This window comes from Bradyrhizobium sp. Ses1, assembly GCF_059512365.1.
In genome coordinates this window covers 39,792-65,260 of sequence record NZ_JCAMOQ010000044.1, presented here as the reverse complement: position 1 = coordinate 65,260, position 25,469 = coordinate 39,792, and the positions used below count along the sequence as shown (strand labels likewise).

Sequence of the window (25,469 nt, the reverse complement as noted above, 5' to 3'; positions counted from 1 at the left end):
CTCCGCTTACTCGGCCGCAGCCGACTTGACCAACGCGAGTGCCTGCAGCAGATGGGTGCGATTGCGCAATACCAGCCGCAGGTTGCGCACGGCGAGGCGTGCATGCTCGCGCATGATTGCTTCTGCACGCGCCCCCTCGCGGTTCTCAATAGCCTCGACCGCGACCCGATGATGGTCCTGCGCGATTAGCAGGATCTGATTGGCCTCAGGCAGCCGCGACTGCGCCATCACGAAGCCGCTGGGGGAAGCAAAGGGCAACGCGCAGGCGCGGTCGAGCTGCCGCATCAAGGGCGGGCTGCGCGACAATTCGGTCAGCAGTGCATGGAAGCGCGCGTTCAGTGTGACGTAGGCGGAGAAGGCCTCGACCGAGATCGGATCCTGGCGCACCAGCAGGTCGATCTCACTGAGGCTTTCCTTCAGCGGTTCGAGATCGCGCGAGGAGACGCCGCGTTCGGCCGCGAAACGCGCGGCCAGCCCCTCCAGCGTGCCGCGCAGCTCGATGGCATCAAGGATGTCGCGCTCGGAAAAGGCTTTCACCCTGAAGCCGCCGGAGGGAATCGCTTCCAGCAAACCTTCCTCCTCCAGCCGCACCAGCGCCATGCGCACTGGCGTGCGCGAGACGCCGGTGGTTTCGACCGCCTGAAATTCGGAGATACGCGCGCCGGGGCGTAAACCGCCCGATAAGATCAGGTCGCGCAGCGCAAGCTGCGCGCGCACGGTCTGCGAGACGGAGCGGTCGGCGTCGCGCTCCGCCATGGTCTACTCCGCGGCCAGCCGTTGCGGCGGATTTTCCTTCGCCACCATGCGGTCGATCAGCCGCCGCGCCCACATCGCGCCGGCATCGATGTTGAGGTTGTAGAACACGCGATCCGGATTCTCGTCCATGGCGCGCTGCTGCGCCTCCAGGATGATCTCGTCCTCACGAAAGATGCCCGCGACGCCTTCACGGATTTCCGTGGTCAAGCGCTGCTCGTTGAGGCGGTGATTGCGGACAAAGGCCCAGAAATAGTGGCAGGTCTTTTCCGTCTCCGGCGTAATCGTGTTGAGCACATAGCCATTCACACCCTGCGACCGGTCGCCTTCCGGTGCGCCTGTCCCGACCGGCGCCACCCCGACATCGATGTTGACGGTGCACGGCGCCTCGAACCGGATGATCTGCCAGCGGTCGACCGGCCCGGGCTTGCCCAGCTGTTTGGCCCAGAATGGCGGCGGCTCCACCCCTTTCATCCAGCGCGTCACCGTGACCGTCTTCTCGCCATGCGTGACATCAAACGGCGCCTCGGCAATCGCCGCATTGCCGATGCTCGAGCCATGCACAAAGGTCTCGTGGGTGAGGTCCATCAGGTTGTCGACCACGAGCTGGTAGTCGCATTTGACGTGAATGGTCTTGCCGTCGCCAGCCCAGGCTGGATCGTTATTCCAGTGCATGTCCGGCACCAGCGCGGGATCAGTCAGCGCCGGATCGCCCATCCAGAGCCAGACGAAGCGATGCCGTTCGACGACGGGGTAGGCACGCACGCAGGCCGACGGATTGATCGTCTCCTGCGAGGGCATAAAGGTGCAGCGGCCCTGCGCATTGTACTTCAGGCCATGATAGCCGCAGACCACGGTGTCGTCTTCGAGCCATCCCTTCGATAGTGGCACCAGGCGGTGCCAACAGGCATCCTCAAGGGCTGCGACCTCGCCATCGCTCTTCCGGTACATCACGACGTGCTTGCCGCAGATCGTGCGCGGCAAGAGTTCATGTTTGACCTCCGCGTCCCAAGCGGCCGCGTACCAGGCATTCTTGGGAAAGGGTTTTGGCATGAGATCCTGTCCTCCCTTGGGGATTGATATTGTATGCCATATGTATACAGTGTGGCGCCAACGCGGCAACATCTGGCGATTTTTCCTAGATCTGAAGAGATTCTTGTATACGATTCTGGTAACGCGGTGCACGATCTGCGGGATCTCCCGACGACGCGATCGCGCCTAAGGCGGACTGAAGAGCCAACAGCCTTTCGCAGGCATTTCCGCAGCGCCTGTGGCGCGTAGTCCGGCCATTTGGGCTGGAAGTCGGCGATCTTCTGGAGGAACGCTTGGTGTCCGCCCGCTGCACTGGCGCGCAATCGCGATTGATCATCGGGGCAGACGCCTACTTAGCCGCGTCTTTGATGGGCAAGTCTGCCCGATCGACCTCGCGCACACCGTGTACCGAAAGTCATATCCTAGCTCCGATGAACCCATTTTTATGCAGCTCAGCGCATAATGACCGTTTATGCGTCATATCCGATATTCTGGCTTTATCGCACTCAGCACATATTTCGGTCGGAGTAAAAGAAATGACCGACCTCGGGCGCACACCGAACCAGATTGGCAACCTGATCCGCCGCACCCGTAAGAAGCGGGGGCTCAGCCAATCGCAGGTCGGCGCGCGGGCGGGCCTCCGCCAGGAGACAATCTCGCTCATCGAAACTGGCCATCCGGCGGCCAAGCTCGATACCATCCTTGCGGTACTCGCGGCCCTGGACCTTGAGTTCCGGATCTCCCCCGCACCAAAGGCACAACCGCCGACCTTGAGGACATTTTCTGATGCCCCGGCGTCCTCGCCATGAGCCGCTGTGCGTGCTCCTCAACAACCGCCTTGTCGGCCGGCAAGGCGGCGACTGCCTATTGCATTCCGGTATGAGGCTGACTGGCTCGGATGAGAACATGCCCTGCCCGTCTCGTCGTCGCTGCCGCTGCGGGAGGATGCCTTTCGCGGCGAAGCCGTCAAGGCCGTCTTCGATAATCTCCTCCCCGATTCCGATGCGCTCCGTCGGCGAGTAGCGCAAGAGGTCGGCGCTGCCGGGAGCGACGCCTACAGTCTGCTCGCCGCTATTGGCCCGGGACTGCGTCGGCGCCCTGCAGTTCGTTGCCGACGATGACGATCATCATGATGATGATCACCATGGCGATGGTCATACCATCGCCGGCGAGGTCGTCGATGAGGAAGCGATTGAAAAGCTCCTCAACGGGCTTGCCCAGGCTCCGCTCGGACTTAAGCGCGACGATCATTTCCGGATTTCCGTGGCAGGAGCGCAGGAGAAAACGGCGCTGCTGCGGTACGGCGGCAAGTGGCTCAAGCCGTACGGCACGACGCCGACGAGCCATATTTTCAAAACGCAGATCGGGGAGCTGCCCAACGGCATCGACCTTTCGAACAGCGTCGAAAACGAATATTACTGCCTCAGACTTGCCGCCGCCTCCGGCCTGCCGGTGAACCATGCCGAGATTGTGACTTTCGGTAAGACCACGGCGCTCGTCATCGAGCGCTTCGACCGGCGGTGGACGAAGGATGGCCGCCTACTCCGCCTGCCACAGGAGGACTGCTGTCAGGCCCTATCGGTCCCGCCGACGCGCAAATATCAGAGCGGTGGTGGCCCCGGGATGGTGAAGCTTCTTGATCTGCTCAAAGGCGGCGACACGCCCGCTGAGGATCAGGCGACGCTGCTCAGAGCGCAAATCTTCTTTTGGCTGATTGGCGCGACCGATGGCCATGCGAAGAATTTGAGCATCTTCATTACACCCGGAGGTCGCTACCATCTGACACCACTCTACGACGTGCTCACGGCACAGCCGAGTCTGGACACCGGTCAGATTCAGTGCAAGCAGATGAAGCTCGCAATGTCGGCAGGGACAAACAATCACTACAGGATTGCCGAAGTACAGGGCCGGCATTTCTTGCAGACGGGCGAAGCGGAGGGCGTCCCGAAAAAGCTCGTACAGGAATCAATCGAATGCATCGCATCTACCGCTGAAGCTGCGCTCGCTAAAATCGAAAACGAGCTGCCAAAAGGTTTTCCCGAGGCAATCCATAATTCGGTGAAAACGGCGGCAATGCAGCGCCTGCATTCATTGAAAGTGCAATAGCAAACAGAAAACGGTTGCTGCCGGGGCGAACTGGATTTGCGCCGTTCGAATTTATGGCTTCCGTCCGCACCGGCGCGCCGTTGACGGGTCGTCGAAACGAAGGACCTGCTGGAATAGACTCTGCGGCACCGCCCGGAATAGCACCGCGGGGTGCCTGCGCCGCGACCTCCTCGGAACAGCTTGGCATTCAACCCGAATGGCTAGAGAGTGGGTTATCAAGCAAGCCAATTTTTGCGAACTTTTGATGGTCCAGATGAAGACGCCCCTCGGCACCCGCCGTGCGAATGGGAACGCGTCAGACCTACGAAGCGCTCAGGGATCAGATCTTGGGGCGCCTGTACGGCGCCGATGGCCTGCTGTCATCGTCCCGCGCCCTGGCCGGCGAACTCGGCGTATCACGCGGTACGGTGCCCGTCGCCTATGAACAACTCGCGGCGGAAGGCTCCTTGAGATCCGCCACGGCGCCCGCCCGGGCCTTGCACAAGCTGTTGTCGAGCGGGGGCGCGTGCGCGCTACGTCGCGGCCGTCGTCACGGAAGGCGCGGCTATCGATATACGGCGAGCGATTAATACAGCTCGCGCCGGGCTCGGAGGAACAACCACGCAAGCTCTTCGCAGACTGCGATCAAATCATCATCGTGAATGGTTCGCAGCAAGGGCTCGATTTGTGTGCGCGACTGCTGCTCGACCCCGGCGATCGGTTCGCCATGGAAGATCCCGGCCACCTGATGGCGAGGCACGTCTTCTCTGCCACCGGAGCTGCCGCGGTGCCGATTCCGGTCGACATCGACAGACTGGAGACGGAGCAGCTTGCAAAGTCCCAAGCGCGGCTCGCGTACGTGACGCCGCCGCATCGAGAACGTCATCTATCTTGGACCGTCTCCAATAAGCTCTCGCCGACGCCGAGGATCGGCTATCTATTGGTGCCCTCTGAAATTCAGTCCCTGTTCGCCACGGCCAAGCAGATCATGGACAGACACACGCCGCTGGTCGAGCAGGAAGCGCTCGCTACGATGTTCGAGACGGGTGCGTACGACGGGCATGTCAACCGCGTCCGACGGCGCAACGGCGAGCGCCGGCAAATCCTGCTCGATGCCTTGCGCCGCAGATGTGGCGACCGAATCCAAATCGATGGCGCCGCGGCCGGCTTGCATGTGGTGGTCTGGTTTCGCGATCTGACCCAAACGTCCGAACCAGCGTTGATCAAAGCTGCTCGCGTCAAGGGCGTGGGCATCTATCCAGTCGCCCCCCTCTTCGATCAAACGTCATCCGGGCCGCCGGTGCCAGCCGGACAATATCGGGCTCGTCATGGGTTACGCCGCGCTGGAAACCGCGCCAGATCGAGCGCGGCTGTCAGCTTCTGGCTCAAGCCGTCGATCAGCTTCGTTCGCGGCGATTGTCATAGCCGCATGCCCCTACAGCTAGACGAGCAAAATCAGCGATAACTGGCAGTTTCAATCTTGCCAGGCTGGGTCTATGTCAGGGCTGAGAACGGAGAACCGACATGTATGTGCCCCCCGCCTTCAAAGATGACGAAGTCGAAAGCATCCTAGCGACCATCCGATCCGCCGGCCTCGCCAACCTGGTCACGGCCACCGCGGACGGGCCGCTTGCGACACCCTTGCCGCTCTTCCTCGAGGAGACCGAAGGACAGCACGGAGTTCTGTACGGGCACTTGGCGAAGAGCAATCCGCAATGGCGAGCGGCCTCGAACGGCGAGGCTCTGGCGATCTTCATGGGCCCGGAGGCCTACGTGACGCCCTCATGGTATGCCACCAAGCAAGAAACCGGGAAGGTGGTGCCGACATGGAATTACATCGCCGTCCACGCGTACGGGCCGGTCGAGTTCTTCCAGGAGCCCGAACGTATGCTCGAGGTGGTCACACGGCTGACGAACGTCCATGAGACGTCGCGTACGAACCCTTGGGCTGTCAGCGACGCACCCGCTGATTTCATCGCCGCGCAACTGCGCGGTATCGTTGGGGTGCGCATTCCGGTCACCAGGTTCGAGGGCAAGCGCAAGATGAGTCAAAATCGGCCCGAGGCAGACCGCATCGGCGTCGCCGCTGGCCTTGCTGCGAGCGAAAAACCGCAGGATCGGGAAGTGGCTCCCCTCATTCCGATTCAGGCCTAGAGGTCATGTGGTCCCGCTCTATCTTTTTGCTTGAGCATGATCGTTTCGGAAAACCGGCGCCCACTTTTCCGGATCATGCTCTAAAGGCGAGCGCAAGAGCGCTGGGTGTCGAACTCAATCGATCGCATAGAACGCTTCCCGAATGGGATTCGAGATCGGGCCGGAGCCAATAATCGCCGTCTGGGTCATTACTAGGCCGACGACGCGGTTTGCCGGATCGATCCAAAACTGCGTGCCATAGATGCCGCCCCACCCGTAGCTGCCGGCCGGAAGGCGGCTCTTGGCTGCAGCCGGATCGATCACGATCCCAAAGCCCAGCGTGAAGCCCCAACCCGGCCCGCGAAGCGTCGGCATGTTGCCGGTCGCGTTCTGCGTCATCTGCCGCACCGTTTCCGCGCGGAGCACCCGCACGCCGTCGAGTTCGCCTTCGTTCAGCAGCATTTGCAGGACCCGCGCGTAGTCCCCGATAGTGCCGCTCATGCCGGCGCCGCCAGAGTGATAGGCGGTCAGTGAGAAGGCGCGGTTCGGGTCGAAATCGGCGGTGCCCTTGGTTGGAGGGAACGGCACAGCCTCAGGTGCCATCACCGGAACGTAGCCCGTGCCGAGTGCGCCCGTGACCTGTGCGGGCCGTGTCACCTGCACGAACCGTGAGTGCATGGTCTCAGGTGCGTTGAACACAAAGCTCTCAATGCGCAGAGGTCTTGCGATGCGCTCGATTACAAAAGCTCCCAGGCTGGCTCCCGTCACCTTCTCGATGACAGGCCCGAGCACGTCAGTGGCCAGCGAGTATTCCCAGCCTGTACCAGGCTGATAGCCAAGCGGAACAGAGGCGAGACGCTGCATCGCTTCGGCTGTGGTTACCTCGCCCTGATCTAGCCCGTCGGTCACGCGCGCTTCGCGGTATGCATTAACGAGTCGGGGATTATTAATGAAGTTATAGGAGAATCCGGCCGTATGGGTCAGCAGTTCGCGAATTGTCGGCGGCCTGCTCGCAGGACCCTCAGTGCCGTCAGGACCGCGCACCTGCAACTTGGCGAACTCGGGCAGGAAACGGCTGACCGGATCGTCCAGGCCGATCCTGCCCTGCTCGACAAGGATCATCGCTGCCACCGAGGTGACAGCCTTGGTCATTGAGGCGAGGCGGAATATGTCGTTCTCGCCGATCGCACGGCGCTCCCCACCTTGCGAATGCCGACGCTGCGGCTGTAGACCGGGCGGCCATTCTGAAGGATCTGCACCACAATACCCGGAGTACTGCAGCCTTCGACCAATTCCTTAAGGGTTTGATGAAGCTTCGCATTGCGCGCTTCGGGCGAAAAGGCCAGCGCCACCGGGGTGGCAAGGAGCGCGAACGCTACCAGTCCCGCCCCGAGCACACCGATCACAAGACGACGTGAGATCATGATGTTCCTCCCGTAGAGCTGTTCTGAGCATTCTTCGCGACAGCGGAATGAAGTTATTGAGGCTGCCGGTATCCGATCCATAGTAGCGCAGACATTTCGAGCCATCCGAACCCCATACTTGCGGCCGACGAAGACATGATTCTTTCTGGGGACGGGGCGACTCAGCATCCGCAAGCTGGTGGGAATGCGCCCGGCGCCAAGTGGGTCTATCCCCGAGCGCAGTTCATGGCTTCGCCGCCCAACTCCCGCTTGCTCGCGGCAAAAGGCGGACAGAGCTCGCTCTCAAGCGGCTTGCGTTGCGGCGGTTTGGTGAGTTTGGCAGTTGGTCGGACAAACCCGGGCGCAGGCGCCGCAACCGACACAAGCGCCTTGGTCATTCATCACCATAATCTTCTTCTCGATCTCATCGTCTTCGTCGTCGTCCAGATCGACAAGATCGCCCTCCTCGTTGATGCCCTTCAAGGTCATGACGTCGCGACCGCAGACCTTGAAACAGCGGCCACAGCCGATGCACTTCTTGGCATCAATCGACATCAGGTACTCCGGTGTCCAGTCACGGCCGTCGCGCGTTGCAAATGACATGATCGGATACCTTCTAGGCCCTTTCCAGCGCCTTGAGGTCCTCGCGCTTGCGCTCGAGTTCGGCAAAGGCATCGTGCGCCTTCTGCGCCACCGCCATGATCGAGGTCCAGTTGACGGGCAATTCCTCCGAGAGGTCGTGCAGATCCATCTTGGCCTGCGTCGCCTTGGCCGATAGCTTTTTTATTTCTGCTTTTACGATTTCAAGATCGCTCATGAGCTGCCCTCAATAGTTCGCAACGTCAGGAAATTTCCGGATCATCTTGATGCCGCCTTTGACGTATTTGTCACCCTCGGCGGCGAGCTTTGCGAGATTGTCGAAGCCGAAGCGATGCACATCGCGCAGCTGCTTGTTCACCACGATTAGACGGCCGCCGATCAACACCATGCGACCAAAGCCTTCATGGTGCATCTTCAGCATCGCCTGGATCATCACACCCGTCGCTTTCTCGATTGAGAGCGCGACCGCATTGAAGAACAGCTCCAGCCGCCAAACCACATCCGGATCTGGATCGCCAACGATCGGCAGCGCGCGCCGCTTTTCCTTATCCAGAATATACGGTTCGAGCAGATCGAGATCGCTCTTGCCGTCCCAGGCGCCATGAATGTCCTGGGCGCGCCAAATCTTAACCAGTTCTCTCACGAATGGCGCATCGAGCGTGTTCTCTGGTTGCACGATATCTGCAGCCGCAGTCATGGCCGTCCTCATTCTTCGAAATCGAGCGTTCGGTGCTGGTCCTTCGCCAGCGCCTTGCGCAGCCAGGGCGGCGGCGTACCCTTGAGCACGCGCTCGAGCTTCTCGACCAGGGCGAGGATGTTCTCGGGCTGCCCCACCTTGATGGGATGTATATTGTTGGCCACCACGCGGGCGGCACCGGAGCCGCCGATAGCAGCGACATAGAGGATGGCGCAATTCTTGATCGCCTCGATCTTGGGCGCGAGCTTGTCCTCGTTGCCGTCCTCCTTGAGATCGCCGTCGAACTGGACCGCCTTCAGGAATACGTGCCCGCCCGGCCCAACATCATAGATGGCGATGTTCTTGGCCCAGCCAAAATGCGCATCGACGCGCCTCAAGTCCTGGGTAGCGAATGCGACCTTCATGCAATTGACCTCTCTGCTGCGTCGATGACGCTGAGGCCATCCGGCCTCAAGGGCCGACTCGAGGTCCGCCAGCTGTCGGGCGTCGGCTGGTGATTTTCCTCGCGGTCGGCGATCACGAGATTGGCGATATTGAAGATCAGATCGCGCGTGCCGCGATAGCCGACGGATAGCTGGTGTCCCGCGCCGATCCGATCGAACATCGGAAATCCCGCGCGGTAAAATGGAATCTTCAGCCGCGCCGCCGCTTGGCGGCCATGCGAATGCGTAATCAGCAGATCGCACCCCCTCGTCCTAGCAAGCTCTTCCAGATCCTCAAGATCGCCGATGAGCACCTCCTTGGTCTCGATCCGCTCCAGCACCGGGGACTGCGTGGTTGTCACGGCCGCGGTGACCTGCGCACCCATCTCGTGCAGCATGCTGGATAGGTCGAACAAGAGGTCTGGCTCGGCACCTATCGCAAGCTTGCGGCCGCCGATATGGAAATGCGCGTCCAGCATCGCGTCTGCCAGCTGCCCGCGCTGGCGGCGATATTTTGCTGGCACAGGGCGGCCGCTGATCTCGCTCAGGAAAGCAATGAATTCATCGTTGGGGGTCAGGCCGCAGAGCCGCTCGAACAGGCGAAACGGCACCCCGGTCTTGGCCTGCATGGCTTCTGCCGCCCGTCGCACCTGCGCACCAATCGCAATGGTCCAGCTGGACCGGCCCATGCTCGCGACTTCGTCAACCCCGATGCCGCCAATGCTCGTCGGCGTAAACTCGTCCGGGATATGTCCGTCCAGCGATCCCGCAAGATCAGGCAGGAAGGATGGCTTCAGACCGAAATCCTCCAGGATGGTTCTCAGTTCGTCGAGGTCACCCGGCGTCAGATGACATCCGGGGAGAACATTCACCCGCGCGGGATCAAGCTCTGCCTCGGCCAGCGGCGCCTCCGTCAGCACCTCGACGAGGCGTGCCACCGTCTTTTCCCAGCCGTCCTGGAAGGCATCCTTGAAATCAGGCGTCGAGACAAAGATCAAAGGAAAATTGGCGAGCTGCGGATGTTGCTCGCGGATCAGCTTGATGTAGGTGTCGACATCATCGCCATTGGTTTCGGTGACCCCGGTCGAGCAGATCCCAATGATCTCCGGCTTGGCGCGATTATAGATGTTGAGGATAGCCTGCTCGACATTTTCATAACCGCCGAGCACGGTCGCCACCTCGCTCATCGCAGTCGTCTGCAGCGGCACCGCCTCCTTGAAATGCCGCACGAACAGCGTGAGCCCAAAGGACGTGCAACCTTGCGAGCCGTGCAAAAGCGGCATCGCCCCACGCAGGCCCATGAAGGCGAATGCGCCGCCGATCGGCTGACTGATCTTGAGCGGGTTGACCGCGCACGCCTTCGTCGGCGTGGTAACAATGGCCATGACTTGTCCTATTCCGCGGCCCGCAGCATGGCAGGCGGCGAGGAAACCGGCATGGTGGCTAGGACGTCCTCGATGCGCCTCTTGCAGCAGCCACCGAACGCGTCGGTGTGCTGGCGGACTGCCTCGACGCTGGCGAGGCCATGCGAGCGGATCGCATCCTCGAGGGTGCCGAGATCGACGTCCTTGCAGAAGCAAACCTTTTTCGAGCGCCGGGTCGTCTGCGGATCGGCGGCGATCTTGGCGGCCTGCGCACCAATCTGCGTGATCGCCTTGGTCTGCCGGCTCTTGGCCACCTTGTCCCACGGCACCGGCCGACGCAGCTGCTCCCAGATCGGGTTGAACAGCGCCTTGTCGATCTCCTCAACCAGCTTCACCATACCGACATAGCCCATGTAGGCGTGGCAGCGCTCCTGGTTGATATCGAGCCAGGGCATCGCTGCCTTGAGCGCAACAAATTGCGATTTGCCACCCGAGAGCATGATGTCCGCTTTTGCGTGCCTCAGCATTTTGTATATCTCGCGCGGCGTCATGTCCTCAATCATATGGGCATCCTGCCCCATCAGCTTCTTGATGCGCTCCTTGTCCTGCTTGGTGGATTTCTTGACGCTGGTGCCGACCAGCTCGAGCCCCGCCTCCTGCAGCGCAGCCACCACGGACCAGGACTTGACACCGCCGGTGATCAGTAACGCCCTCTTCCCGGCAAAGCGCGGCTTGTACGGCTCGATCGCGGCCCATGCGCGCGCCTCCTCCCGCGCGATCACCGTCTCGGTGCGCCCGATCAGTTCGGAAGGCGCGCCGCGTTCGACCAACAGCCGCGCGATCTCGCGTAGCGAACGGCTAGAATCCTGGATGCCGTAGAACGATCCCTCGAAGAACGGAATGCGGTAGCGCTCCTCCATCTTGCGCGCAACGTTGATCATCGCCTTCGAACATACCAGCATGGCAGCGCGCGCCCGGTGCGAAGAGGCAACTTCGCGATATTTGCCATCGCCGGAGATGCAGGAGAGGATGCGGATGCCGAGCTCGTCAAGCAGCGGCTTAACCTGCCAGAGCTCGCCGGACAGATTGTATTCCCCGATCAAGTTGATGTCGAAGGGCGTGGTGTAGTCCGGCTCTTGCGTGCCGATGACATGCTCGAGCAAGGCCTCGCCGGCGAGCTTGTTGCCGAGGTTCTTGGGGCCAACGAAGCCCGGCGAATTGACGGGAATGACCGGTTTGCGCAGCTTTTGCGAAGCCGCCTTACAGACCGCATTGATGTCGTCGCCGATCATGGCGGGGACGCAGGTCTGATAAACAAAGATGGCAGGCGGGTCGTACTTGCTGATGATCTCCTTGATTGCCTTGTAGAGACGCTTCTCGCCCCCAAATACGATATCGGTTTCGCTCATATCAGTGGTGAAGCCGGTGCGCCAGATGCTGGCACCAGAGGAAGCCGCACCGCGGTTGTCCCAGGAGTTCCCCTCACAGGCGATCGGACCGTGCACCAGATGGGCGACATCGGTAAAAGGCTGCAGCGCGATCTTTGCACCGTCGAAGGCGCAGCCGCCCGCGGCGCCGCCCGGCTGTAGCTGCTTGGTGCAGCCCTTCTTGCGCTGGGCAACCGACTTTCTGGCGTTCTTGGCGCAGCCCGGCTCATTAAAAATCACTTGGATCCTGGCCGATAGCGAACTCATCCGTCTTTCCTCTCAACAGAGCTTGTGCGCAACGATCAGCCCATCTGCGGCCATCGCCGACGTTTGGCGGCGATGGCGCGCATGGCGTTCCTCATCAGCGAATGATGTCGAAGCTATAGTCGGTCTTGCCGAGAACGTTGGTCTTCTTATCGATCTCGTCGAAGATCTTGTCGAGAATCTTCACCAGTACGTTCATGCCGCCCTGATAGCCCCACACCGGAGAGCGGTGATGGTGATGCCGATCAAAGATCGGAAAGCCGATCCGGATCAGCGGCGTGGCGGTGTCGCGCTCAAGATATTTGCCATACGTGTTGCCAATCAGGAAGTCGACCGGCTCGGTGAACAAGAGCGAGCGCATATGCCAGAGGTCTCGCCCCGGATACGCATGGCAGTTCCGTCCAAACGACGAACTCGCAAACAACGTCTGCATTTTTGCCTCCCAATCCTTGTTGCCGTTCGTCGACAGCACATGGATCGGCTCAGCGCCAAGCTCGAGCAGGAAGGCAGCCAACCCGTAGCAGAGGTCTGGATCGCCATAGATTGCGAATTTCTTGCCATGGATGTGCGCACTGGAGTCAGCCATCGCGTCGACCAAGCGACCGCGCTCTCGCGCCAATTCCTCGGGGATATCCTTGCCAGTGATGCGCGACAGCGCCATGAGGAACTCATCCGTTGCGGAGACGCCGACCGGATAATTGAACGCTACGACCTCATGGCCATGATCTGCGATGAACGGCAGCGTCTTTTCCGTGCACCACTGCTGCATGGAGATCGTTGCCTTAGCGTGAACCGCCTTCGCGGCGTCTTCCAGCGTGGTGCCGCCGTCATACATCCGGAACTCGCCGTCGGTTGGTGTATCAAACACATCGGAATTGTCGGCAAGAACGGTGTACTGGATTCCGATCAACTCAAAGATGCGCTTGATCTCACGGATGTTGCCGACGGTGTAGCCGTCAAAGCCGCCGATAAAGTTGATCTTCTCGTTGGGCACCCGCTCAAGCTTCGGCGTTGTTCCGGCCTTGCCGTCCCAGAAATGCTCCAGGATACCCTTGAGCGCATTATCATAGCCGGTGACGTGGCTGCCTACGAAGGCTGGCGTGTGCGCGAACGGCACATCGAAATCCGCTGGAACCGAGCCTTTTTCCTTGGACGTTTTGATGAAGGCGTTAAGGTCGTCTCCGATCACCTCCGCCATACAGGTCGTGGAGACCGCGATCATCTTGGGCTTGTACATATTGTAGCTGTTGGCGAGTCCATCGATCATGTTGTTCAGCCCGCCGAATACGGCAGCGTCCTCCGTCATCGACGAGGAGACGCAGGAGCTTGGTTCCTTGAAGTGCCGCGACAGATGGCTGCGGTAATAGGCCACGCAGCCCTGGGAGCCGTGCACGAAGGGCAGCGTGCCCTCAAAGCCAACGGAGGCGAACACCGCGCCTAGCGGCTGGCAGGCCTTGGCTGGGTTTATCGTCAGCGCTTCGCGCGCAAAATTTCTCTCGCGATATTCGGGTGTCTTCGCCCATTCCCTGATGCGTTCGACCTCCGCGGGATCGCGGGGATTCTCGAACATCTTCTTCTTATTGGCCAGCATCTGCTGGTATTCCGGTCCGCGGAACAGCTCGACGTGATCGAGCACGTGTTCTGCACTCTGCGCCATAGGTGGGATCCTTTCAAAAATCGTCATCAATATCAGCTCCGGCCCTCAGGCAGAGAGCCGGTCACTTTGCGTTATTCGGCAGCTAACAGTTTCGCCTTTTGGACATCCTTCCAGGGCGCCTTGGTCCTCTTCCAGATCGGCGAGTTGATGGCCATGTCCATGTCGCGCGCGAAGATCGCAAATCCGTCATAGCCATGATACGGACCCGAATAGTCCCAGGAGTGCATTTGGCGGAACGGCACGCCCATCTTCTGGAAGACATATTTTTCCTTGATCCCCGAGCCGACCAGGTCAGGCTGAACCTTCTCGACGAAGCGTTCGAACTCGTAGCCGGTGACGTCGTCGTAGATCAACGTGCCATCCTTGACGTAGTGCTGGGCGGTGCGCTGGTAGTCGTCATTATGGCCGAACTCGTAGCCGGTGCCGACGACCTCCATGCCGAGATCTTCATAGGCGCCGATCACGTGGCGCGGACGCAGTCCGCCAACGAACAGCATCACGCTCTTGCCTTCCAGGCGCGGGCGATATTTTGCGACCACCGCGTCCACCAGCGGCTGATATTTTACAATCACCCGCTCGGCACCCTCCTTGATCTTGTCGTCGAAAAAGCCGGCGATCTTGCGCAGCGACTCCACGATCTTAGAGGGCCCGAAGAAGTTGTATTCGCACCATGGAATCCCAAACTTCTCCTCCATGTGGCGTGAGATGTAGTTCATCGAGCGGTAGCAATGCAGCACATTAAGCTTCGCCTTCGGCGTCGCCTCGAGCTCGGCCAGAGAACCGTCGCCGGACCACTGCGCGATTACGCGCAGGCCCATTTCCTCCAGCAGGATTCGGGATGACCAGGCGTCGCCGCCGATATTGTAGTCGCCGATGATCGCGACATCGTAGGGAGTCGGCTCAAACGTCGGCTTGCCCTCGGGCGAGACCTTGTCAAACACCCAGTCGCGCACCGCGTCGTTGGCAATATGGTGGCCGAGCGACTGCGACACGCCGCGAAAGCCCTCGCAGCGGACCGGCACGATAGTCTTGCCGCCATATTCCTTCGACTTCGACCTGGAGACCGCCTCGATGTCGTCACCGATCAGGCCGATTGGGCATTCCGACTGGATGGTGATGCCGTTGTTGAGCGGGAACAGCTCCTGGATCTCGTCAATGATTTTGACGAGCTTCTTGTCGCCGCCGAACACGATATCCTTTTCCTGGAAATCGGAGGTGAATTGCAAGGTCACGAAACTATCGATGCCTGTCGTGCCAACGTAATAGTTACGCCGCGAGCCCCACGAGTACTGTCCACAGCCGACCGGACCGTGGCTAATGTGGATCATGTCCTTGATCGGGCCCCAGACCACACCCTTGGAACCCGCGTAGGCGCAACCGCGGATCGTCATCACGCCTGGGATCGATTTGAGATTGGACTTGACTCCGCAGTCCGACTTGCCGGCCTCGTGAACATTGAGGTGCTTGGCGCGCCGTTTCGCCGTCTTCTCCGGATAGATCTTCAGCACCTCCTCAATCAGCTCTTTGTTGCGGGCTTTGATTTCCGCGATGCTCTGGGTCGTGGCGAGACTCATGCTGATATCCTTCAGAAGGTTTCCTGTTGCGATGACGGCTCTCGACCAAGAGTTTGCAACGACCATGCCAGCCGCGGCGTGAACGCAAAAATCCACGCAGTTGGAAGCAGATAGCCACACTCGCGCGGCAGACCGGACTGTTGTTGCAAACCCGACATCGAACGTGTCCACGGACCTGCTCGTTTGATCCTGTTCGAAACAAAACAAGCCGGGCACGCATGGTTTTGCACCCGCGGATTTTCCACACAATCCCGCGAGAGTATTGCGATACTTGCCGGGGCCTACTGCCGGAAGCTATCTAACGAAGCGACCCAGCTGCAAGGCCGCGGCAGCCAATCTGGCTCACGGATCGTCGCGAAGCCCGACCGGTGCACACCTCGCCCGCGATGGTGCCTTGCGCGTGCCTCGCCGCCATCCTGCTATTGGGTCGACCAACCAGGGAAATCGTCGCGGCCGACGCGCGGGGGGTGTTCGAGCGCCTGAGCATCTCAAGCCACAGCGCCCGAACGATTTTCAGCTCCAGGATCTTACGTGTGCAGCCGAGGCCGAGGCTGCCCTAGCTGATACGCGTTGACGCAACTAACCTGATCCTCGACTCTGCCGAGAGACCCGCCCTGTGCTCGAGACGAACCGGCTCGTGAGCGCGAATGATGACGAAGCGGCGTGCGCCATGAACTCAAGCGGGTGTAGTAGAGATCATGAAGAAAACGCCAGCTCTGCCGCACATCCCGGCGTCGCCCGGATAGACCAGCGGCTCGCCGGTATGCGGTTGTCTGCGTCGTTCTTAATCAGCGTCAAGGAGCGGACGCACTCGCCGGCGGAGGCGTCCTGCGATATGAGGTTCGTGCATAGCAGTGGCAATTCGCGTATACACAACGCGCCTCATGGTTCTGGGCCCGTTCCTGCCCTCATGAGAACAGCTCCTGCGCCTTGACAAGGGCACCCGCCAGCGCATCGATCTCTTCATAGGTGTTGTAGAGGGCGAACGAAGCGCGGCACGTTGCTGGCGCGCCAAACCGCTCGAGCAGCGGCATCGCGCAATGGGTCCCGGCGCGCACCGCCACGCCTGCACGATCGATGACGGTGGCAAAATCGTGCGCATGCGCGACTTTCATATCGAAGGAGATGATTGCGCCCTTCTCTGCCGCCGTTCCAATAATGCGTAAGGAATTGATGCCGCGCAGCTTCTCCTGCGCATAAGCAAGCAGTGCGCTCTCGTGCTTGTGGATCTGTGGCTTGCCTATTGAATTGATATAGTCCACAGCCGCGCCCAGACCGATCGCCTCGACGATCGGGGGAGTGCCAGCCTCAAACCGGTGAGGTGGATCACCATATGTGACACCGTCACGCGAGACCTCGCGGATCATCTCGCCGCCACCGTTGAAGGGCGGCATCGACGCCAGATGCGCATATTTGCCGTAAAGCACGCCGATACCGGTCGGCCCATAAAGTTTGTGGCCCGTCATCACGTAAAAATCGCAATCAATGTCGCGGACATCAACATCCAGATGGACGCAGCCTTGCGAGCCGTCGACCAACACCTCGATGCCGCGTGCATGCGCGATCCTCACGATCTCCTTCACCGGCAGGACAGTGCCGAGCGCGTTGGACATCTGTGTGATCGCAACCATTTTGGTGCGCTCGGTCAGAAGCCGCTCGAACTCCTCGATGAGAAAATTGCCCTCGTCGTCCACCGGCGCCCATTTGATGACAACGCCGTGGCGTTCCCTCAGAAAATGCCAGGGCACGATGTTGGCGTGGTGCTCCATGATCGAGAGAACAATCTCATCCCCGGGTGAGATGCGTTCGCGGCCAAAGGTCTGGGCGACCAGATTGATCGCCTCGGTAGCGCTACGAGTGAAGACAATCTCTTCGGTGCGGCGCGCGTTGAGGAACTGCGCCACTTTGGTGCGGGCGCCCTCATAGGCCTCGGTCGCGGCGTTAGCCAGATAGTGCAGACCGCGATGCACGTTGGCATATTCGGACGTGTAAGCCTGCATCATGCGATCGAGCACCGCCTTTGGCTTCTGCGCCGAGGCGGCGTTATCGAGATAGACCAGCGGCTTGCCATAGACCTGCAGCGCCAGCGCCGGAAAGTCCTCACGCACCCGCGCAACATCGTAAGCGCCGTTGGCGACCGCCGGATGCGTGCTCATCCCCTCGCCTCCAGCCAGCGCTCGGCCTGTACTATCACGAATTCGCGTAACCTCCCGTCGGCGATTTCCTCGATAGCTTCGCCGAGGAAAGCCTGGACCAAGAGCGCCTGTGCCTCCTTCCCGGAAAGGCCGCGTGCGCGTAGATAGAACAGCAGAGTCTCATCCAGTGCGCCGGATGCCGCACCATGGCCGCAGGTGACATCGTCGGCAAAGATTTCCAGCTCCGGCTTGTTGTCGGCTTCAGCCTCGTCGGAAAGCAAAAGCGCACGCGTCATCATCCTGCCGTCCGTCTTCTGTGCATCAGGACGCACGATGATGCGGCCCTGGAATACCGAGTGGCCACAGTCGTCGACGACCGCGCGGAAATTCGCCCGGCTCGTGCAATGCGGCACAGCGTGGTCGACGACCAAGGTCGTGTCACCATGCTGTTTGTCCCTCAGCAGGTTGATGCCGTTGACGGAGAGCTCGGAGCCCTCGCCCGCCAATGTGATGAATGCCTGGTATCGGCTCACAGCACCACCACAGATCATGCTGAACAATTTGAGTTTCGCGCTCGCCCCGAGCGCGAAAAATCCGGAGGAAATGTTGGTGGCGTCCGCCCCGTCCGCCACGACGTGCAGATGGGCAAGATTGGCCGCCTCACCAACCGAGACGATCACCGCATCATTGGCCTGATGGTTGCGGGCGCCTTCGGCCGCAATAAAGCTTTCGACCACGGCCGCCTGCACGCCCTTGCCAAGCCTCAGATGCGAGCGAGTGAAGCTTGACGCCGACGAGGTGGTTGCGACATGGACGATTTGAATCGGTCGGGATAACTCGGTGCCGTCGGTGACCGTGATGACCACGCCGTCGGTCACCATCGCGGCATTGAGCGAGATCACCGCATCTGTCGTTGCGGTCAGCAGCAGGTCGCCTCTCCCCTCGTTAGCTGGATCGTCCAGAACTTCGCGCAGCGTGCGTACGTTGACGCTCTGGCCCAGCTCGGCGATGTCGGAGAGATTGGGCGCGAACAAACCATCGACGAGCACTAGCTTCGCTGCGCCCTCGACCGCTCCCTTCTCGACGGCAGCTTGCGCGACTGCAGCCCTTGCCCGCGCGAGCGCAGCCGCATCCGGTTGCGGCGCGAGCGGTAGGACGTGGCGCATTAGCACGCACAGGTCGGTGTATTTCCATTCCTCGATCCGCCGGTGCGGTAAGCCGGCGCGCTTGTAAGCGTCGAATGCCCTCGCGCGGATGTCGGCAACAGAGCCTGCGCCGGGCAGCCGTCCGTTGGCCTTAACGAACACATTGCCCACCGCACGTCCGGGATCGGTTTTTGACAGGACCAGGTTCATCGAAAACTCCTTGCGCCCTCTAGGCCGCGTGCTCGAACGGAGCGTAGCCGGCGGCCTCGAGCTTCAGCGCGAGATCCTTGTCGCCGCTCTTCACCACCGAGCCCTTGGCCACCACGTGCACATAGTCCGGCACGATGTAGTTGAGCAGCCGCTGATAGTGGGTGATCACAACCATGGCACGCTCGGGCGAGCGCAGCGCGTTGACACCGTCGGCCGCGATCCTCAGCGCGTCGATGTCGAGACCCGAGTCCATTTCATCGAGGATACAGAGGCTCGGCTCGAACAGCGCCATCTGCAGGATCTCGTTGCGCTTCTTCTCGCCGCCGGAGAAACCGACATTGACGCCGCGCTTGAGCATGTCCTGCGGAATGTTGAGCGACTTTGCGACCTCACGGACCTTCTTCAGGAAGTCCGGTGTCGAATATTCGCTCTCGCCGCGCGCCTTGCGCTGCGCGTTCAGCGCCGTGCGCAGGAAGTTCATGGTGGCGACGCCGGGGATTTCGACCGGGTACTGGAACGCCAGGAACACGCCCTTGGCGGCGCGCTCGTCCGGCGCCATCTCCAAGAGGTCTTCGCCGCGGAACAGGATCTGTCCGCCCGTGACTTCATAGCCGGGCTTGCCGGCGATGACATGCGACAGTGTCGATTTGCCGGAGCCGTTCGGCCCCATGATCGCGTGCACCTCGCCCGGGTTCACAGTGAGCGAAAGTCCGTGGAGGATTTCGCGATCCTCGACACGAACCTGCAGATCTTTCACTTCAAGCAATGCCATTTTCAGTTTTCCTAAGTGTCATCCCGAGGCGCCAGTACGGCAGGCCCGCCAGGGATGAGGATTATCCGACCGAACCTTCGAGCGAGATCGAGATCAGCTTTTGCGCCTCGACCGCGAACTCCATCGGCAGCTGCTGCAGCACGTCCTTGACGAAGCCGTTGACGACAAGGCCAACCGCCTCCTCCTGGCTCAGCCCGCGCTGCACGCAGTAGAACAAGACGTCCTCGGAGATCTTCGAAGTCGTCGCCTCGTGCTCGAACGTCGCCGACGAGTTCTTCGCCTCGACGTAAGGCACGGTGTGCGCGCCGCATTTATCGCCGATCAGGAGCGAGTCGCAGGCGGTGTAGTTGCGCGCGCCAGTAGCTTTGCGGTGCGCGGTGACAAGGCCGCGATAGGTGTTCTGCGACTTGCCGGCGGCGATGCCCTTGGAGATGATCCGGCTCGAGGTGTTCTTGCCGAGATGGATCATCTTGGTGCCGCTGTCGACCTGCTGGTAGCCGTTCGAGATCGCGATCGAGTAGAACTCGCCGCGCGAATTATCGCCGCGCAGGATGCAGCTCGGATATTTCCAGGTGATCGCAGATCCGGTCTCGACCTGGGTCCAGGAGATCTTCGAATTGGCGCCGCGGCAGTCGCCACGCTTGGTGACGAAGTTGTAGATGCCGCCCAGCCCTTCCGAGTTGCCGGGGTACCAGTTCTGCACCGTCGAATATTTGATCTCGGCGTCATCGAGCGCGATCAGTTCGACCACGGCCGCATGCAACTGATTCTCGTCGCGCTGCGGCGCGGTGCAGCCTTCGAGGTAAGAGACATATGAGCCCTTGTCGGCGATGATCAGCGTGCGCTCGAACTGGCCGGTGTTGCGCTCGTTGATGCGGAAATAGGTCGACAATTCCATCGGGCAGCGCACGCCCGGCGGCACGTAAACGAACGAGCCGTCGGAGAACACCGCCGAGTTCAGGGTGGCGAAGAAATTGTCTGACGTCGGCACCACGCTGCCGAGATACTTCTTCACGAGTTCAGGATGCTCGCGGATCGCTTCCGAGATCGGCATGAAGATCACGCCGGCCTTCTTCAGTTCCTTCTGGAAGGTGGTCGCCACCGACACCGAATCGAACACGGCATCGACCGCGATCTTGCGCTGCTCCGACGGCTCCCCGCCCGGAGGCGGCTCGACGCCCTCGAGGATCGCGACCTCCCGCAAGGGAATGCCGAGCTTCTCGTAGGTCTTGAGAATCTCCGGATCGATCTCGTCGATCGACGACAGCGTCTTCTTCGGCTTCGGCGCCGCGTAATAATAGAGGTCCTGGTAGTCGATCTTGGGATAGTTGACGCGCGCCCAGGTCGGCTCGGTCATGGTCAGCCAGCGGCGGTACGCCTCCAGGCGCCATTCCAGCATCCAGGCCGGTTCGTTCTTTTTCTCTGAGATGAAGCGGACGATATCTTCCGACAGCCCCTTGGGGGCCTTTTCGGATTCGATAAGCGTCTCGAACCCATATCGATACTGATCGACGTCGATGCGCCTGACGCGCTCGACCGTCTCTTGTGCGGCTACCATTGCCCGCTCCGCCGCTCGCGCAAGGACTCCGGCCATGCCCGACGACGGCCGCGGCGCGCGCCCTTCGCCGCATACGCGATCGCGTAAGTCACCCGCAGCTCGGGGCCAGCGAGGCCGCCCATCAGAAAGGCGGCCACCGATCGCGCTTCAATCTTGCTGCGCGCAGCGGACCCGCTCATCGGCCACTCCTTATCCCTGCACGCACGTGCCGGGCACCGGGCAGATAACGGCGCATTGCGGCGTGTCGCAATGATCCTCGCATTGGGTGCACTTCTTCGGATCAATTACATATATGTCGTTCTTGAGGCTGATTGCTGCGTTCGGGCATTCGAACTCACATGCGCCGCAGACGGTGCACTGGGAGGCGATTATCTTGTAAGCCATAAACTCCGATTCCTTGGCAGGCGATGCGCGACGGCTTTCCTTCAAGGCTCGTGCCAAACGTCGAGCCTTGATTTATCTCGGCTATTTTCCGTCTCCCGCCTGTCCTAGGCCGGACAGCGTGTCGCGACCGCGACACTCGGGTCACAGGCGCTTGATCTGGATGCGCCACTTCTTGCGCGCCTAGCCGATTTGGGGGTCGCCGAATGGGCGAGCCACCTTCGCCTTCACGCCGCCCGACTTCTCCATGGCTATGATGACGCGGCGGCGGTCGGTCCTCTTTGTGCCGCTCGCAAGTCCCCGTCGCTCATCCGGACTCGGCCGCAACTTGCAGACATTCGAACTCGGATGTGCGGTGACCCGGTCGGCCGTCTTCATCGACCCCGGAGCTTCGGCGACAGCGGGACGGTTGGCAGCTGCCGCAGTGGAGGCTCATCCGATCCGCATCTCCACGGCATCGCCGACAGACGCTGGCCGTGGCAGCCGGCAAGGTCGGCCGGCCCTGATGATCGCAGGTTCCTGGGCCAGCGTCGCGCTCCGCTGCACGCGCGAGCTCGCGCCATTGCCGGGGCAATTCATCTGCACGTCCTTCGCAACTGGTATCGAAGCTCAATTCACGACCGTTCTCGCCATAGAAATTCTCCAAGAGCTCGGCCGCGAGCAGGCGGGATGTCCCTGCGCCTCTGGCGCAAAGGGTCGCAACAGGATGGGCACGGCGCTAATGCGATAGTAGATCTGCGCGAAACTGGGTTTCGCGCCACCGCCTCCTCGGGATTGCGGTTGCTGGGGTCAATGACAGTACGTCGACGTTGATAGTATCGCCAACGCGCTGGAACGGCTGCCGCTGCAGGACACAGAGGAGGCTCTGCAAGGGGTGGCGCGATCTCACCGATCGTCGAGAAGCAGCGTTGCCTTGTCAGCCGGCTCGAATCATTCCCTGCGCGAATTCAGCGCTCCGGTGAAGACCTCTTCACCAAGGCGGATAGTCCCATTCCAGCACCGTCTCAGGCAGCGCCAAGCAAATCTTAATAAAGGGTCCCTCGCCGCGCGGCGACAGCTCGTGCACGCCCTGACGACTAGCTCTTGCCAATCGCGGAACCACCCCGCATCAGTACGATCGCGTCGGACTTGGCAACGACCGCAATCTTGGAGCTGGCAGCGTGGGGCGGGGAACTGTTGCCGATGTTGCCTTTGAACTGGACCTGCTTGCGGTCGCGGGTGGGCTTCACCTGACAGCCTCTTCTGGAGCCAATAGCTCTCCACCATCCATGGCTCTGCGGTCGCGCACAACCAGGCGGCGCAGCTTCATGGTTTGCCGATCAGATTAGCTAGCATAGGTACGGGGCGATGTCGGAATCGATGGCCGGAATGGCGCGCGGTCGTCCAGCACCCCATCGACCCTTTGGCGTGCCGCCGAGCTCTACATCATTGCCATTCGAGCAATGATGGACGACACGCGCGGATCTTTGGAAGCGCCGAGGAGGCCAGCGCGAGCAACGCGGATAGCCCCCGATTTTGCGCAATGTCGCGTTGGCAACAGATTGGCGGATTTGAGACGAGCCGAGGGTTGCTCTCGGGCGGAAAGCGCGTGCTGCACACTTCGACCAGTTGCGGCGGCAATCTATGGCTGGTCGGTCTGGCCATTGGCCCGGCTCTTGCTCCAGCTCATCGCAACTGTGGAGCGGCAGTATTTTGTCGATAGTGGCACCACAACGACACTTCGATTGGTAGTTCGAATGTCTTCACGAATTGATCACCGAAAAGAACTTTTTGCCATCGTTCTCGGCACCAACGAGATAGCGTCCGCCATAGCTGTCCAGCTTGCACGCGGCGACAACTGCGCGGTGCTCTCGTATGATCCCGATCCGCCTGTGATCCGGCGCAAGATGGCCTTTCATGACGCGCTGTTTGCCGGCAGCGCGCAGATAGAAGATGTCGTCGGTGAACGCGTCGATGACGTCATGCAGGTGCTTAAAGCGGTTCGCGGCAATTGCAGCAGGCGAGGACAGGTCCTCGTCTCCTGGCTGGGTCTTCTCGACCTGTTGCCGATCTGTCAGATCGATGTGCTGATCGATGCGCGTCTGCAGAAGCGCCGGATCACGCCCGATCTGCGCCGGCTGGCTCCGTGGACGATAGGCATAGGTCCCGGCTTTTCCGCAACCTCGAACTGCCACATCGCAGTCGAAACCCGGCCGGCCAGGATAGGCCTCGTCGAGGGGGACGGGTGGACCGATACTGCTGATGGCATTGCGAGCCGACTTGGTGCTCTCGGCGCGGAACGCTTTGTCTACTCAAGCTTCGCCGGCCATTGGCGGACGCCGGTCGAAATCGGCACGCGCGTCTACAAAGACCTCGTACTCGGCCATCTCTCCGGCGTGCCAGTGTTGGCCTCGCGGGACGGTGTGCTGCGCGGCATCGTGCGTAACGGCAGCGATGTTCATGCCGGCGTCAAGCTCTTGGAGATCGATCCGCGCGGCCGGTTGGCACAATGGACTGGAATCGACAGCCGCGGCAGGGCAATCGCTACGGCCACACTCGCTGCGATCCGCCGAGGTGCGGCGGAACTTGTCGACCGGACAGGTCGTCGCAGGAAGAATTGTCATACCATGCACACGCTGTCCAGCGTGACAGCTCGTAAGCAGGATCTTTGAAGACGGCCGAAACACGGTCGGTGAGGAGCGAGCATCGAGCTAGGACCTGCGTCGCCCAGGTTCTGTACTCAACTATGGCGGAAAGCAGCGGGAGACGTTTCAAGTCCTCGATCGAGTCTTGATCATTCGCCACAACCGAACGGAATTCGAGCGAGTGTCATTGGCCAGTGCTGCCGAAGGGACGGAAGCGGCCAGCAGCCGCAGAATAATCGATGGCTCATGAATGGCATCTTTTGGATGCTGAGGATGCGCAGCGCCGTTGCGGGATTTGCCCGAGTGTATGGACGACACGACCGCCTCCAATCGGTTCAATCGCTGGCGCAAGGCTGGCATCTGGACAGACTCATGGCGCGGTTAAAGGCTTTTGATGGCAAGGCTCGGATGATCGACAGCTCGATCGTGCGGGTGCATCAGCATGCCTCAAGGGCCAAACAGTGCAGGTCGCCGTCTGTGGAAGGACACTGCTGAGGACTCTCGACGAAGATCCATGCGCGCATCGACCACCAAGGCCCGGGCGTCGCGGCGCCACTACCGACACTCCCAACGTGATCCTGCGCGAGAAGCCGCATTCAGCCGACATCATAAGTAAGGCGCGAGCTAACCCACGTTCGCCGCGATGTGTTGCGGCGATTGGAGATTTCTCCTACTCCATCTGAACTTTGCCGGAGGTGTCGCATACAAGCCACTCCCAGTCACGAGATGCTCTCGATTGACAAGGAGTTCAAAAGCTCTTCGGTTGATTACTTAAGCGGCGCAGGTCCGAATTGATTTCGAAGCCTCAACGTCAAAGGAAATGTGGTCGCCAAGAGCCGTTCAAAGGCGGAACGTTGTTCAACCAGGCGCTTCTCGACCATTTTTCGCTCCGCATCGGGCAGCCCGGTTTGAAGCAACCTACGACAACGCCAAATGTCGTTCCGCACGGATCTGATCTCACTTACTCATAGGTCAGAAATATCGGCGACATCTGGATGCTTGAAGAAGGAACGCACCAAAGCTGGTGCCTCCGGGTCACGCTGATAGGCGCGTTGCAATGGCTTCTGCGCGCTCAATCCCAAGCGCGCCAGCATCCCCCCGATCGACGCCAGACTCAGCCTCACGCCGAATTCCCGCTCCACCAGTTCGCGCACGATTTGCCGCGTCCACAAGCCAAAATCGAAACCGTATTGCAGCGGGTTCTTGCCGTTGATCCACCACCGTGGACCGTCT

27 protein-coding genes and 1 pseudogene are annotated in these 25,469 nt (G+C 60.8%); 7 read left to right on the top strand and 21 right to left on the bottom strand.

Annotation, left to right across the window (positions count from 1 at the left end):
- Positions 1-6: 6 nt before the first annotated feature.
- Positions 7-756, bottom strand: coding sequence for a GntR family transcriptional regulator (locus AC5ZG5_RS34445; protein ID WP_456645375.1), 750 nt, complete (start codon positions 754-756; stop codon positions 7-9).
- 3 nt (positions 757-759) lie between these two features.
- Positions 760-1,806: an aromatic ring-hydroxylating dioxygenase subunit alpha gene (locus AC5ZG5_RS34440; protein WP_456645376.1), complete on the bottom strand. Its 1,047-nt coding sequence runs from the start codon at positions 1,804-1,806 to the stop codon at positions 760-762.
- Positions 1,807-2,321: 515 nt separating this feature from the next.
- On the opposite strand from AC5ZG5_RS34440, the gene AC5ZG5_RS34435 reads away from it, so the two are divergent.
- Together AC5ZG5_RS34435 and AC5ZG5_RS34430 are read left to right on the top strand one after the other, a co-directional pair.
- The gene (locus AC5ZG5_RS34435; RefSeq protein WP_456645377.1) at positions 2,322-2,594 is read left to right on the top strand and encodes a helix-turn-helix domain-containing protein; all 273 of its coding nucleotides are present in this window, start codon (positions 2,322-2,324) and stop codon (positions 2,592-2,594) included.
- A 102-nt stretch (positions 2,595-2,696) separates the two neighbouring features.
- Positions 2,697-2,906 carry a HipA N-terminal domain-containing protein gene (locus AC5ZG5_RS34430; protein ID WP_456671242.1) on the top strand — a complete coding sequence of 70 codons (210 nt, stop codon included), beginning with the start codon at positions 2,697-2,699 and terminating at the stop codon, positions 2,904-2,906.
- Here the strand turns inward: AC5ZG5_RS34430 and AC5ZG5_RS34425 are convergent.
- Positions 2,857-3,036 (bottom strand): hypothetical protein, encoded by a 180-nt coding sequence (locus tag AC5ZG5_RS34425; RefSeq protein ID WP_456645378.1) that lies wholly within the window; start codon positions 3,034-3,036, stop codon positions 2,857-2,859. The two genes, AC5ZG5_RS34430 and AC5ZG5_RS34425, sit on opposite strands and share 50 nt — an antisense overlap.
- A 12-nt stretch (positions 3,037-3,048) precedes the next feature.
- Between AC5ZG5_RS34425 and AC5ZG5_RS34420 the strand changes: the two genes are divergently transcribed.
- The 4 genes from AC5ZG5_RS34420 to AC5ZG5_RS34405 all read left to right on the top strand — a co-directional run bounded on the left by AC5ZG5_RS34420 (position 3,049) and on the right by AC5ZG5_RS34405 (position 6,024).
- Positions 3,049-3,891 carry a HipA domain-containing protein gene (locus tag AC5ZG5_RS34420; protein WP_456645379.1) on the top strand — a complete coding sequence of 281 codons (843 nt, stop codon included), beginning with the start codon at positions 3,049-3,051 and terminating at the stop codon, positions 3,889-3,891.
- Between the two features lie 284 nt (positions 3,892-4,175).
- A complete protein-coding gene (locus tag AC5ZG5_RS34415) occupies positions 4,176-4,460 on the top strand; it encodes a GntR family transcriptional regulator (RefSeq protein ID WP_456645380.1) in 285 nt (94 codons plus the stop codon).
- Positions 4,397-5,335 carry an aminotransferase class I/II-fold pyridoxal phosphate-dependent enzyme gene (locus tag AC5ZG5_RS34410; protein ID WP_456645381.1) on the top strand — a complete coding sequence of 313 codons (939 nt, stop codon included), beginning with the start codon at positions 4,397-4,399 and terminating at the stop codon, positions 5,333-5,335. The genes AC5ZG5_RS34415 and AC5ZG5_RS34410 overlap by 64 nt, the downstream gene beginning before the upstream one ends.
- 59 nt (positions 5,336-5,394) lie before the next feature.
- Positions 5,395-6,024, top strand: coding sequence for an FMN-binding negative transcriptional regulator (locus AC5ZG5_RS34405; RefSeq protein WP_456645382.1), 630 nt, complete (start codon positions 5,395-5,397; stop codon positions 6,022-6,024).
- Positions 6,025-6,138: 114 nt separating this feature from the next.
- Here AC5ZG5_RS34405 and AC5ZG5_RS34400 read toward each other — a convergent pair whose 3' ends face one another.
- From AC5ZG5_RS34400 to AC5ZG5_RS34320, 17 genes are all read right to left on the bottom strand, one after another.
- On the bottom strand, positions 6,139-7,155 hold the full coding sequence (locus AC5ZG5_RS34400; RefSeq protein WP_456645383.1) for a serine hydrolase domain-containing protein: 1,017 nt from the start codon (positions 7,153-7,155) through the stop codon (positions 6,139-6,141).
- The gene (locus AC5ZG5_RS34395; RefSeq protein ID WP_456645384.1) at positions 7,152-7,427 is read right to left on the bottom strand and encodes a hypothetical protein; all 276 of its coding nucleotides are present in this window, start codon (positions 7,425-7,427) and stop codon (positions 7,152-7,154) included. The genes AC5ZG5_RS34400 and AC5ZG5_RS34395 overlap by 4 nt, the downstream gene beginning before the upstream one ends.
- A gap of 282 nt (positions 7,428-7,709) precedes the next feature.
- Positions 7,710-8,009: a ferredoxin III, nif-specific gene (fdxB, locus tag AC5ZG5_RS34390; protein ID WP_456645385.1), complete on the bottom strand. Its 300-nt coding sequence runs from the start codon at positions 8,007-8,009 to the stop codon at positions 7,710-7,712.
- Positions 8,010-8,022: 13 nt separating this feature from the next.
- A complete protein-coding gene (locus AC5ZG5_RS34385) occupies positions 8,023-8,223 on the bottom strand; it encodes a CCE_0567 family metalloprotein (RefSeq protein WP_208829873.1) in 201 nt (66 codons plus the stop codon).
- Between the two features lie 9 nt (positions 8,224-8,232).
- Positions 8,233-8,703, bottom strand: coding sequence for a NifX-associated nitrogen fixation protein (locus AC5ZG5_RS34380; protein WP_456645386.1), 471 nt, complete (start codon positions 8,701-8,703; stop codon positions 8,233-8,235).
- Positions 8,704-8,711: 8 nt separating this feature from the next.
- Positions 8,712-9,107 carry a nitrogen fixation protein NifX gene (gene nifX / locus AC5ZG5_RS34375; protein WP_456645387.1) on the bottom strand — a complete coding sequence of 132 codons (396 nt, stop codon included), beginning with the start codon at positions 9,105-9,107 and terminating at the stop codon, positions 8,712-8,714.
- Positions 9,104-10,510, bottom strand: a complete 1,407-nt coding sequence (gene nifN / locus AC5ZG5_RS34370; protein WP_456645388.1) for a nitrogenase iron-molybdenum cofactor biosynthesis protein NifN — start codon at positions 10,508-10,510, stop codon at positions 9,104-9,106. Before nifN ends, nifX begins: the two co-directional genes overlap by 4 nt.
- A gap of 8 nt (positions 10,511-10,518) precedes the next feature.
- The gene (gene nifE, locus AC5ZG5_RS34365; RefSeq protein ID WP_456645389.1) at positions 10,519-12,183 is read right to left on the bottom strand and encodes a nitrogenase iron-molybdenum cofactor biosynthesis protein NifE; all 1,665 of its coding nucleotides are present in this window, start codon (positions 12,181-12,183) and stop codon (positions 10,519-10,521) included.
- A 94-nt stretch (positions 12,184-12,277) separates the two neighbouring features.
- Positions 12,278-13,837 (bottom strand): nitrogenase molybdenum-iron protein subunit beta, encoded by a 1,560-nt coding sequence (gene nifK, locus AC5ZG5_RS34360; RefSeq protein WP_456645390.1) that lies wholly within the window; start codon positions 13,835-13,837, stop codon positions 12,278-12,280.
- Positions 13,838-13,908: 71 nt separating this feature from the next.
- A complete protein-coding gene (gene nifD, locus AC5ZG5_RS34355) occupies positions 13,909-15,411 on the bottom strand; it encodes a nitrogenase molybdenum-iron protein alpha chain (protein WP_456645391.1) in 1,503 nt (500 codons plus the stop codon).
- Between the two features lie 908 nt (positions 15,412-16,319).
- The gene (locus AC5ZG5_RS34350) at positions 16,320-17,567 is read right to left on the bottom strand and encodes a cysteine desulfurase (protein ID WP_456645392.1); all 1,248 of its coding nucleotides are present in this window, start codon (positions 17,565-17,567) and stop codon (positions 16,320-16,322) included.
- Positions 17,564-18,901, bottom strand: coding sequence for a Fe-S cluster assembly protein SufD (gene sufD, locus AC5ZG5_RS34345; protein WP_456645393.1), 1,338 nt, complete (start codon positions 18,899-18,901; stop codon positions 17,564-17,566). The genes AC5ZG5_RS34350 and sufD overlap by 4 nt, the downstream gene beginning before the upstream one ends.
- 19 nt (positions 18,902-18,920) lie before the next feature.
- Positions 18,921-19,673 carry a Fe-S cluster assembly ATPase SufC gene (gene sufC, locus AC5ZG5_RS34340; RefSeq protein ID WP_456645394.1) on the bottom strand — a complete coding sequence of 251 codons (753 nt, stop codon included), beginning with the start codon at positions 19,671-19,673 and terminating at the stop codon, positions 18,921-18,923.
- A gap of 61 nt (positions 19,674-19,734) precedes the next feature.
- Positions 19,735-21,231, bottom strand: coding sequence for a Fe-S cluster assembly protein SufB (gene sufB / locus AC5ZG5_RS34335; protein ID WP_456645395.1), 1,497 nt, complete (start codon positions 21,229-21,231; stop codon positions 19,735-19,737).
- Complete coding sequence (locus AC5ZG5_RS34330; RefSeq protein ID WP_456645396.1) at positions 21,225-21,410, bottom strand: hypothetical protein; 186 nt, start codon at positions 21,408-21,410, stop codon at positions 21,225-21,227. Before AC5ZG5_RS34330 ends, sufB begins: the two co-directional genes overlap by 7 nt.
- Positions 21,411-21,420: 10 nt before the next feature.
- The gene (locus AC5ZG5_RS34325; RefSeq protein ID WP_456645419.1) at positions 21,421-21,615 is read right to left on the bottom strand and encodes a 4Fe-4S binding protein; all 195 of its coding nucleotides are present in this window, start codon (positions 21,613-21,615) and stop codon (positions 21,421-21,423) included.
- Between the two features lie 1,073 nt (positions 21,616-22,688).
- On the bottom strand, positions 22,689-22,841 hold the full coding sequence (locus tag AC5ZG5_RS34320) for a hypothetical protein (protein WP_456645397.1): 153 nt from the start codon (positions 22,839-22,841) through the stop codon (positions 22,689-22,691).
- Positions 22,842-23,348: 507 nt separating this feature from the next.
- Here AC5ZG5_RS34320 and AC5ZG5_RS34315 point away from each other — a divergent pair.
- The gene (locus AC5ZG5_RS34315; protein WP_456645398.1) at positions 23,349-24,263 is read left to right on the top strand and encodes a xanthine dehydrogenase; all 915 of its coding nucleotides are present in this window, start codon (positions 23,349-23,351) and stop codon (positions 24,261-24,263) included.
- A 998-nt stretch (positions 24,264-25,261) separates the two neighbouring features.
- Here AC5ZG5_RS34315 and AC5ZG5_RS34310 read toward each other — a convergent pair.
- Positions 25,262-25,453: pseudogene (locus AC5ZG5_RS34310) on the bottom strand (helix-turn-helix domain-containing protein); the annotation flags it as partial.
- Positions 25,454-25,469 lie beyond the last annotated feature (16 nt).

Coding starts and splice junctions, on each gene's coding strand:
- AC5ZG5_RS34445 (WP_456645375.1), bottom strand. CDS start 756: ATGGCGGAGCGCGACGCCGACCGCTCCGTCTCGCAGACCGTGCGCGCG.
- AC5ZG5_RS34440 (WP_456645376.1), bottom strand. CDS start 1,806: ATGCCAAAACCCTTTCCCAAGAATGCCTGGTACGCGGCCGCTTGGGAC.
- AC5ZG5_RS34435 (WP_456645377.1), top strand. CDS start 2,322: ATGACCGACCTCGGGCGCACACCGAACCAGATTGGCAACCTGATCCGC.
- AC5ZG5_RS34425 (WP_456645378.1), bottom strand. CDS start 3,036: ATGATCGTCGCGCTTAAGTCCGAGCGGAGCCTGGGCAAGCCCGTTGAG.
- AC5ZG5_RS34415 (WP_456645380.1), top strand. CDS start 4,176: ATGGGAACGCGTCAGACCTACGAAGCGCTCAGGGATCAGATCTTGGGG.
- AC5ZG5_RS34405 (WP_456645382.1), top strand. CDS start 5,395: ATGTATGTGCCCCCCGCCTTCAAAGATGACGAAGTCGAAAGCATCCTA.
- AC5ZG5_RS34400 (WP_456645383.1), bottom strand. CDS start 7,155: ATGACCAAGGCTGTCACCTCGGTGGCAGCGATGATCCTTGTCGAGCAG.
- AC5ZG5_RS34395 (WP_456645384.1), bottom strand. CDS start 7,427: ATGATCTCACGTCGTCTTGTGATCGGTGTGCTCGGGGCGGGACTGGTA.
- fdxB (WP_456645385.1), bottom strand. CDS start 8,009: ATGTCATTTGCAACGCGCGACGGCCGTGACTGGACACCGGAGTACCTG.
- AC5ZG5_RS34385 (WP_208829873.1), bottom strand. CDS start 8,223: ATGAGCGATCTTGAAATCGTAAAAGCAGAAATAAAAAAGCTATCGGCC.
- AC5ZG5_RS34380 (WP_456645386.1), bottom strand. CDS start 8,703: ATGACTGCGGCTGCAGATATCGTGCAACCAGAGAACACGCTCGATGCG.
- nifX (WP_456645387.1), bottom strand. CDS start 9,107: ATGAAGGTCGCATTCGCTACCCAGGACTTGAGGCGCGTCGATGCGCAT.
- nifN (WP_456645388.1), bottom strand. CDS start 10,510: ATGGCCATTGTTACCACGCCGACGAAGGCGTGCGCGGTCAACCCGCTC.
- nifE (WP_456645389.1), bottom strand. CDS start 12,183: ATGAGTTCGCTATCGGCCAGGATCCAAGTGATTTTTAATGAGCCGGGC.
- nifK (WP_456645390.1), bottom strand. CDS start 13,837: ATGGCGCAGAGTGCAGAACACGTGCTCGATCACGTCGAGCTGTTCCGC.
- nifD (WP_456645391.1), bottom strand. CDS start 15,411: ATGAGTCTCGCCACGACCCAGAGCATCGCGGAAATCAAAGCCCGCAAC.
- AC5ZG5_RS34350 (WP_456645392.1), bottom strand. CDS start 17,567: ATGAGCACGCATCCGGCGGTCGCCAACGGCGCTTACGATGTTGCGCGG.
- sufD (WP_456645393.1), bottom strand. CDS start 18,901: ATGAACCTGGTCCTGTCAAAAACCGATCCCGGACGTGCGGTGGGCAAT.
- sufC (WP_456645394.1), bottom strand. CDS start 19,673: ATGGCATTGCTTGAAGTGAAAGATCTGCAGGTTCGTGTCGAGGATCGC.
- sufB (WP_456645395.1), bottom strand. CDS start 21,231: ATGGTAGCCGCACAAGAGACGGTCGAGCGCGTCAGGCGCATCGACGTC.
- AC5ZG5_RS34330 (WP_456645396.1), bottom strand. CDS start 21,410: ATGAGCGGGTCCGCTGCGCGCAGCAAGATTGAAGCGCGATCGGTGGCC.
- AC5ZG5_RS34325 (WP_456645419.1), bottom strand. CDS start 21,615: ATGGCTTACAAGATAATCGCCTCCCAGTGCACCGTCTGCGGCGCATGT.
- AC5ZG5_RS34315 (WP_456645398.1), top strand. CDS start 23,349: ATGTCTTCACGAATTGATCACCGAAAAGAACTTTTTGCCATCGTTCTC.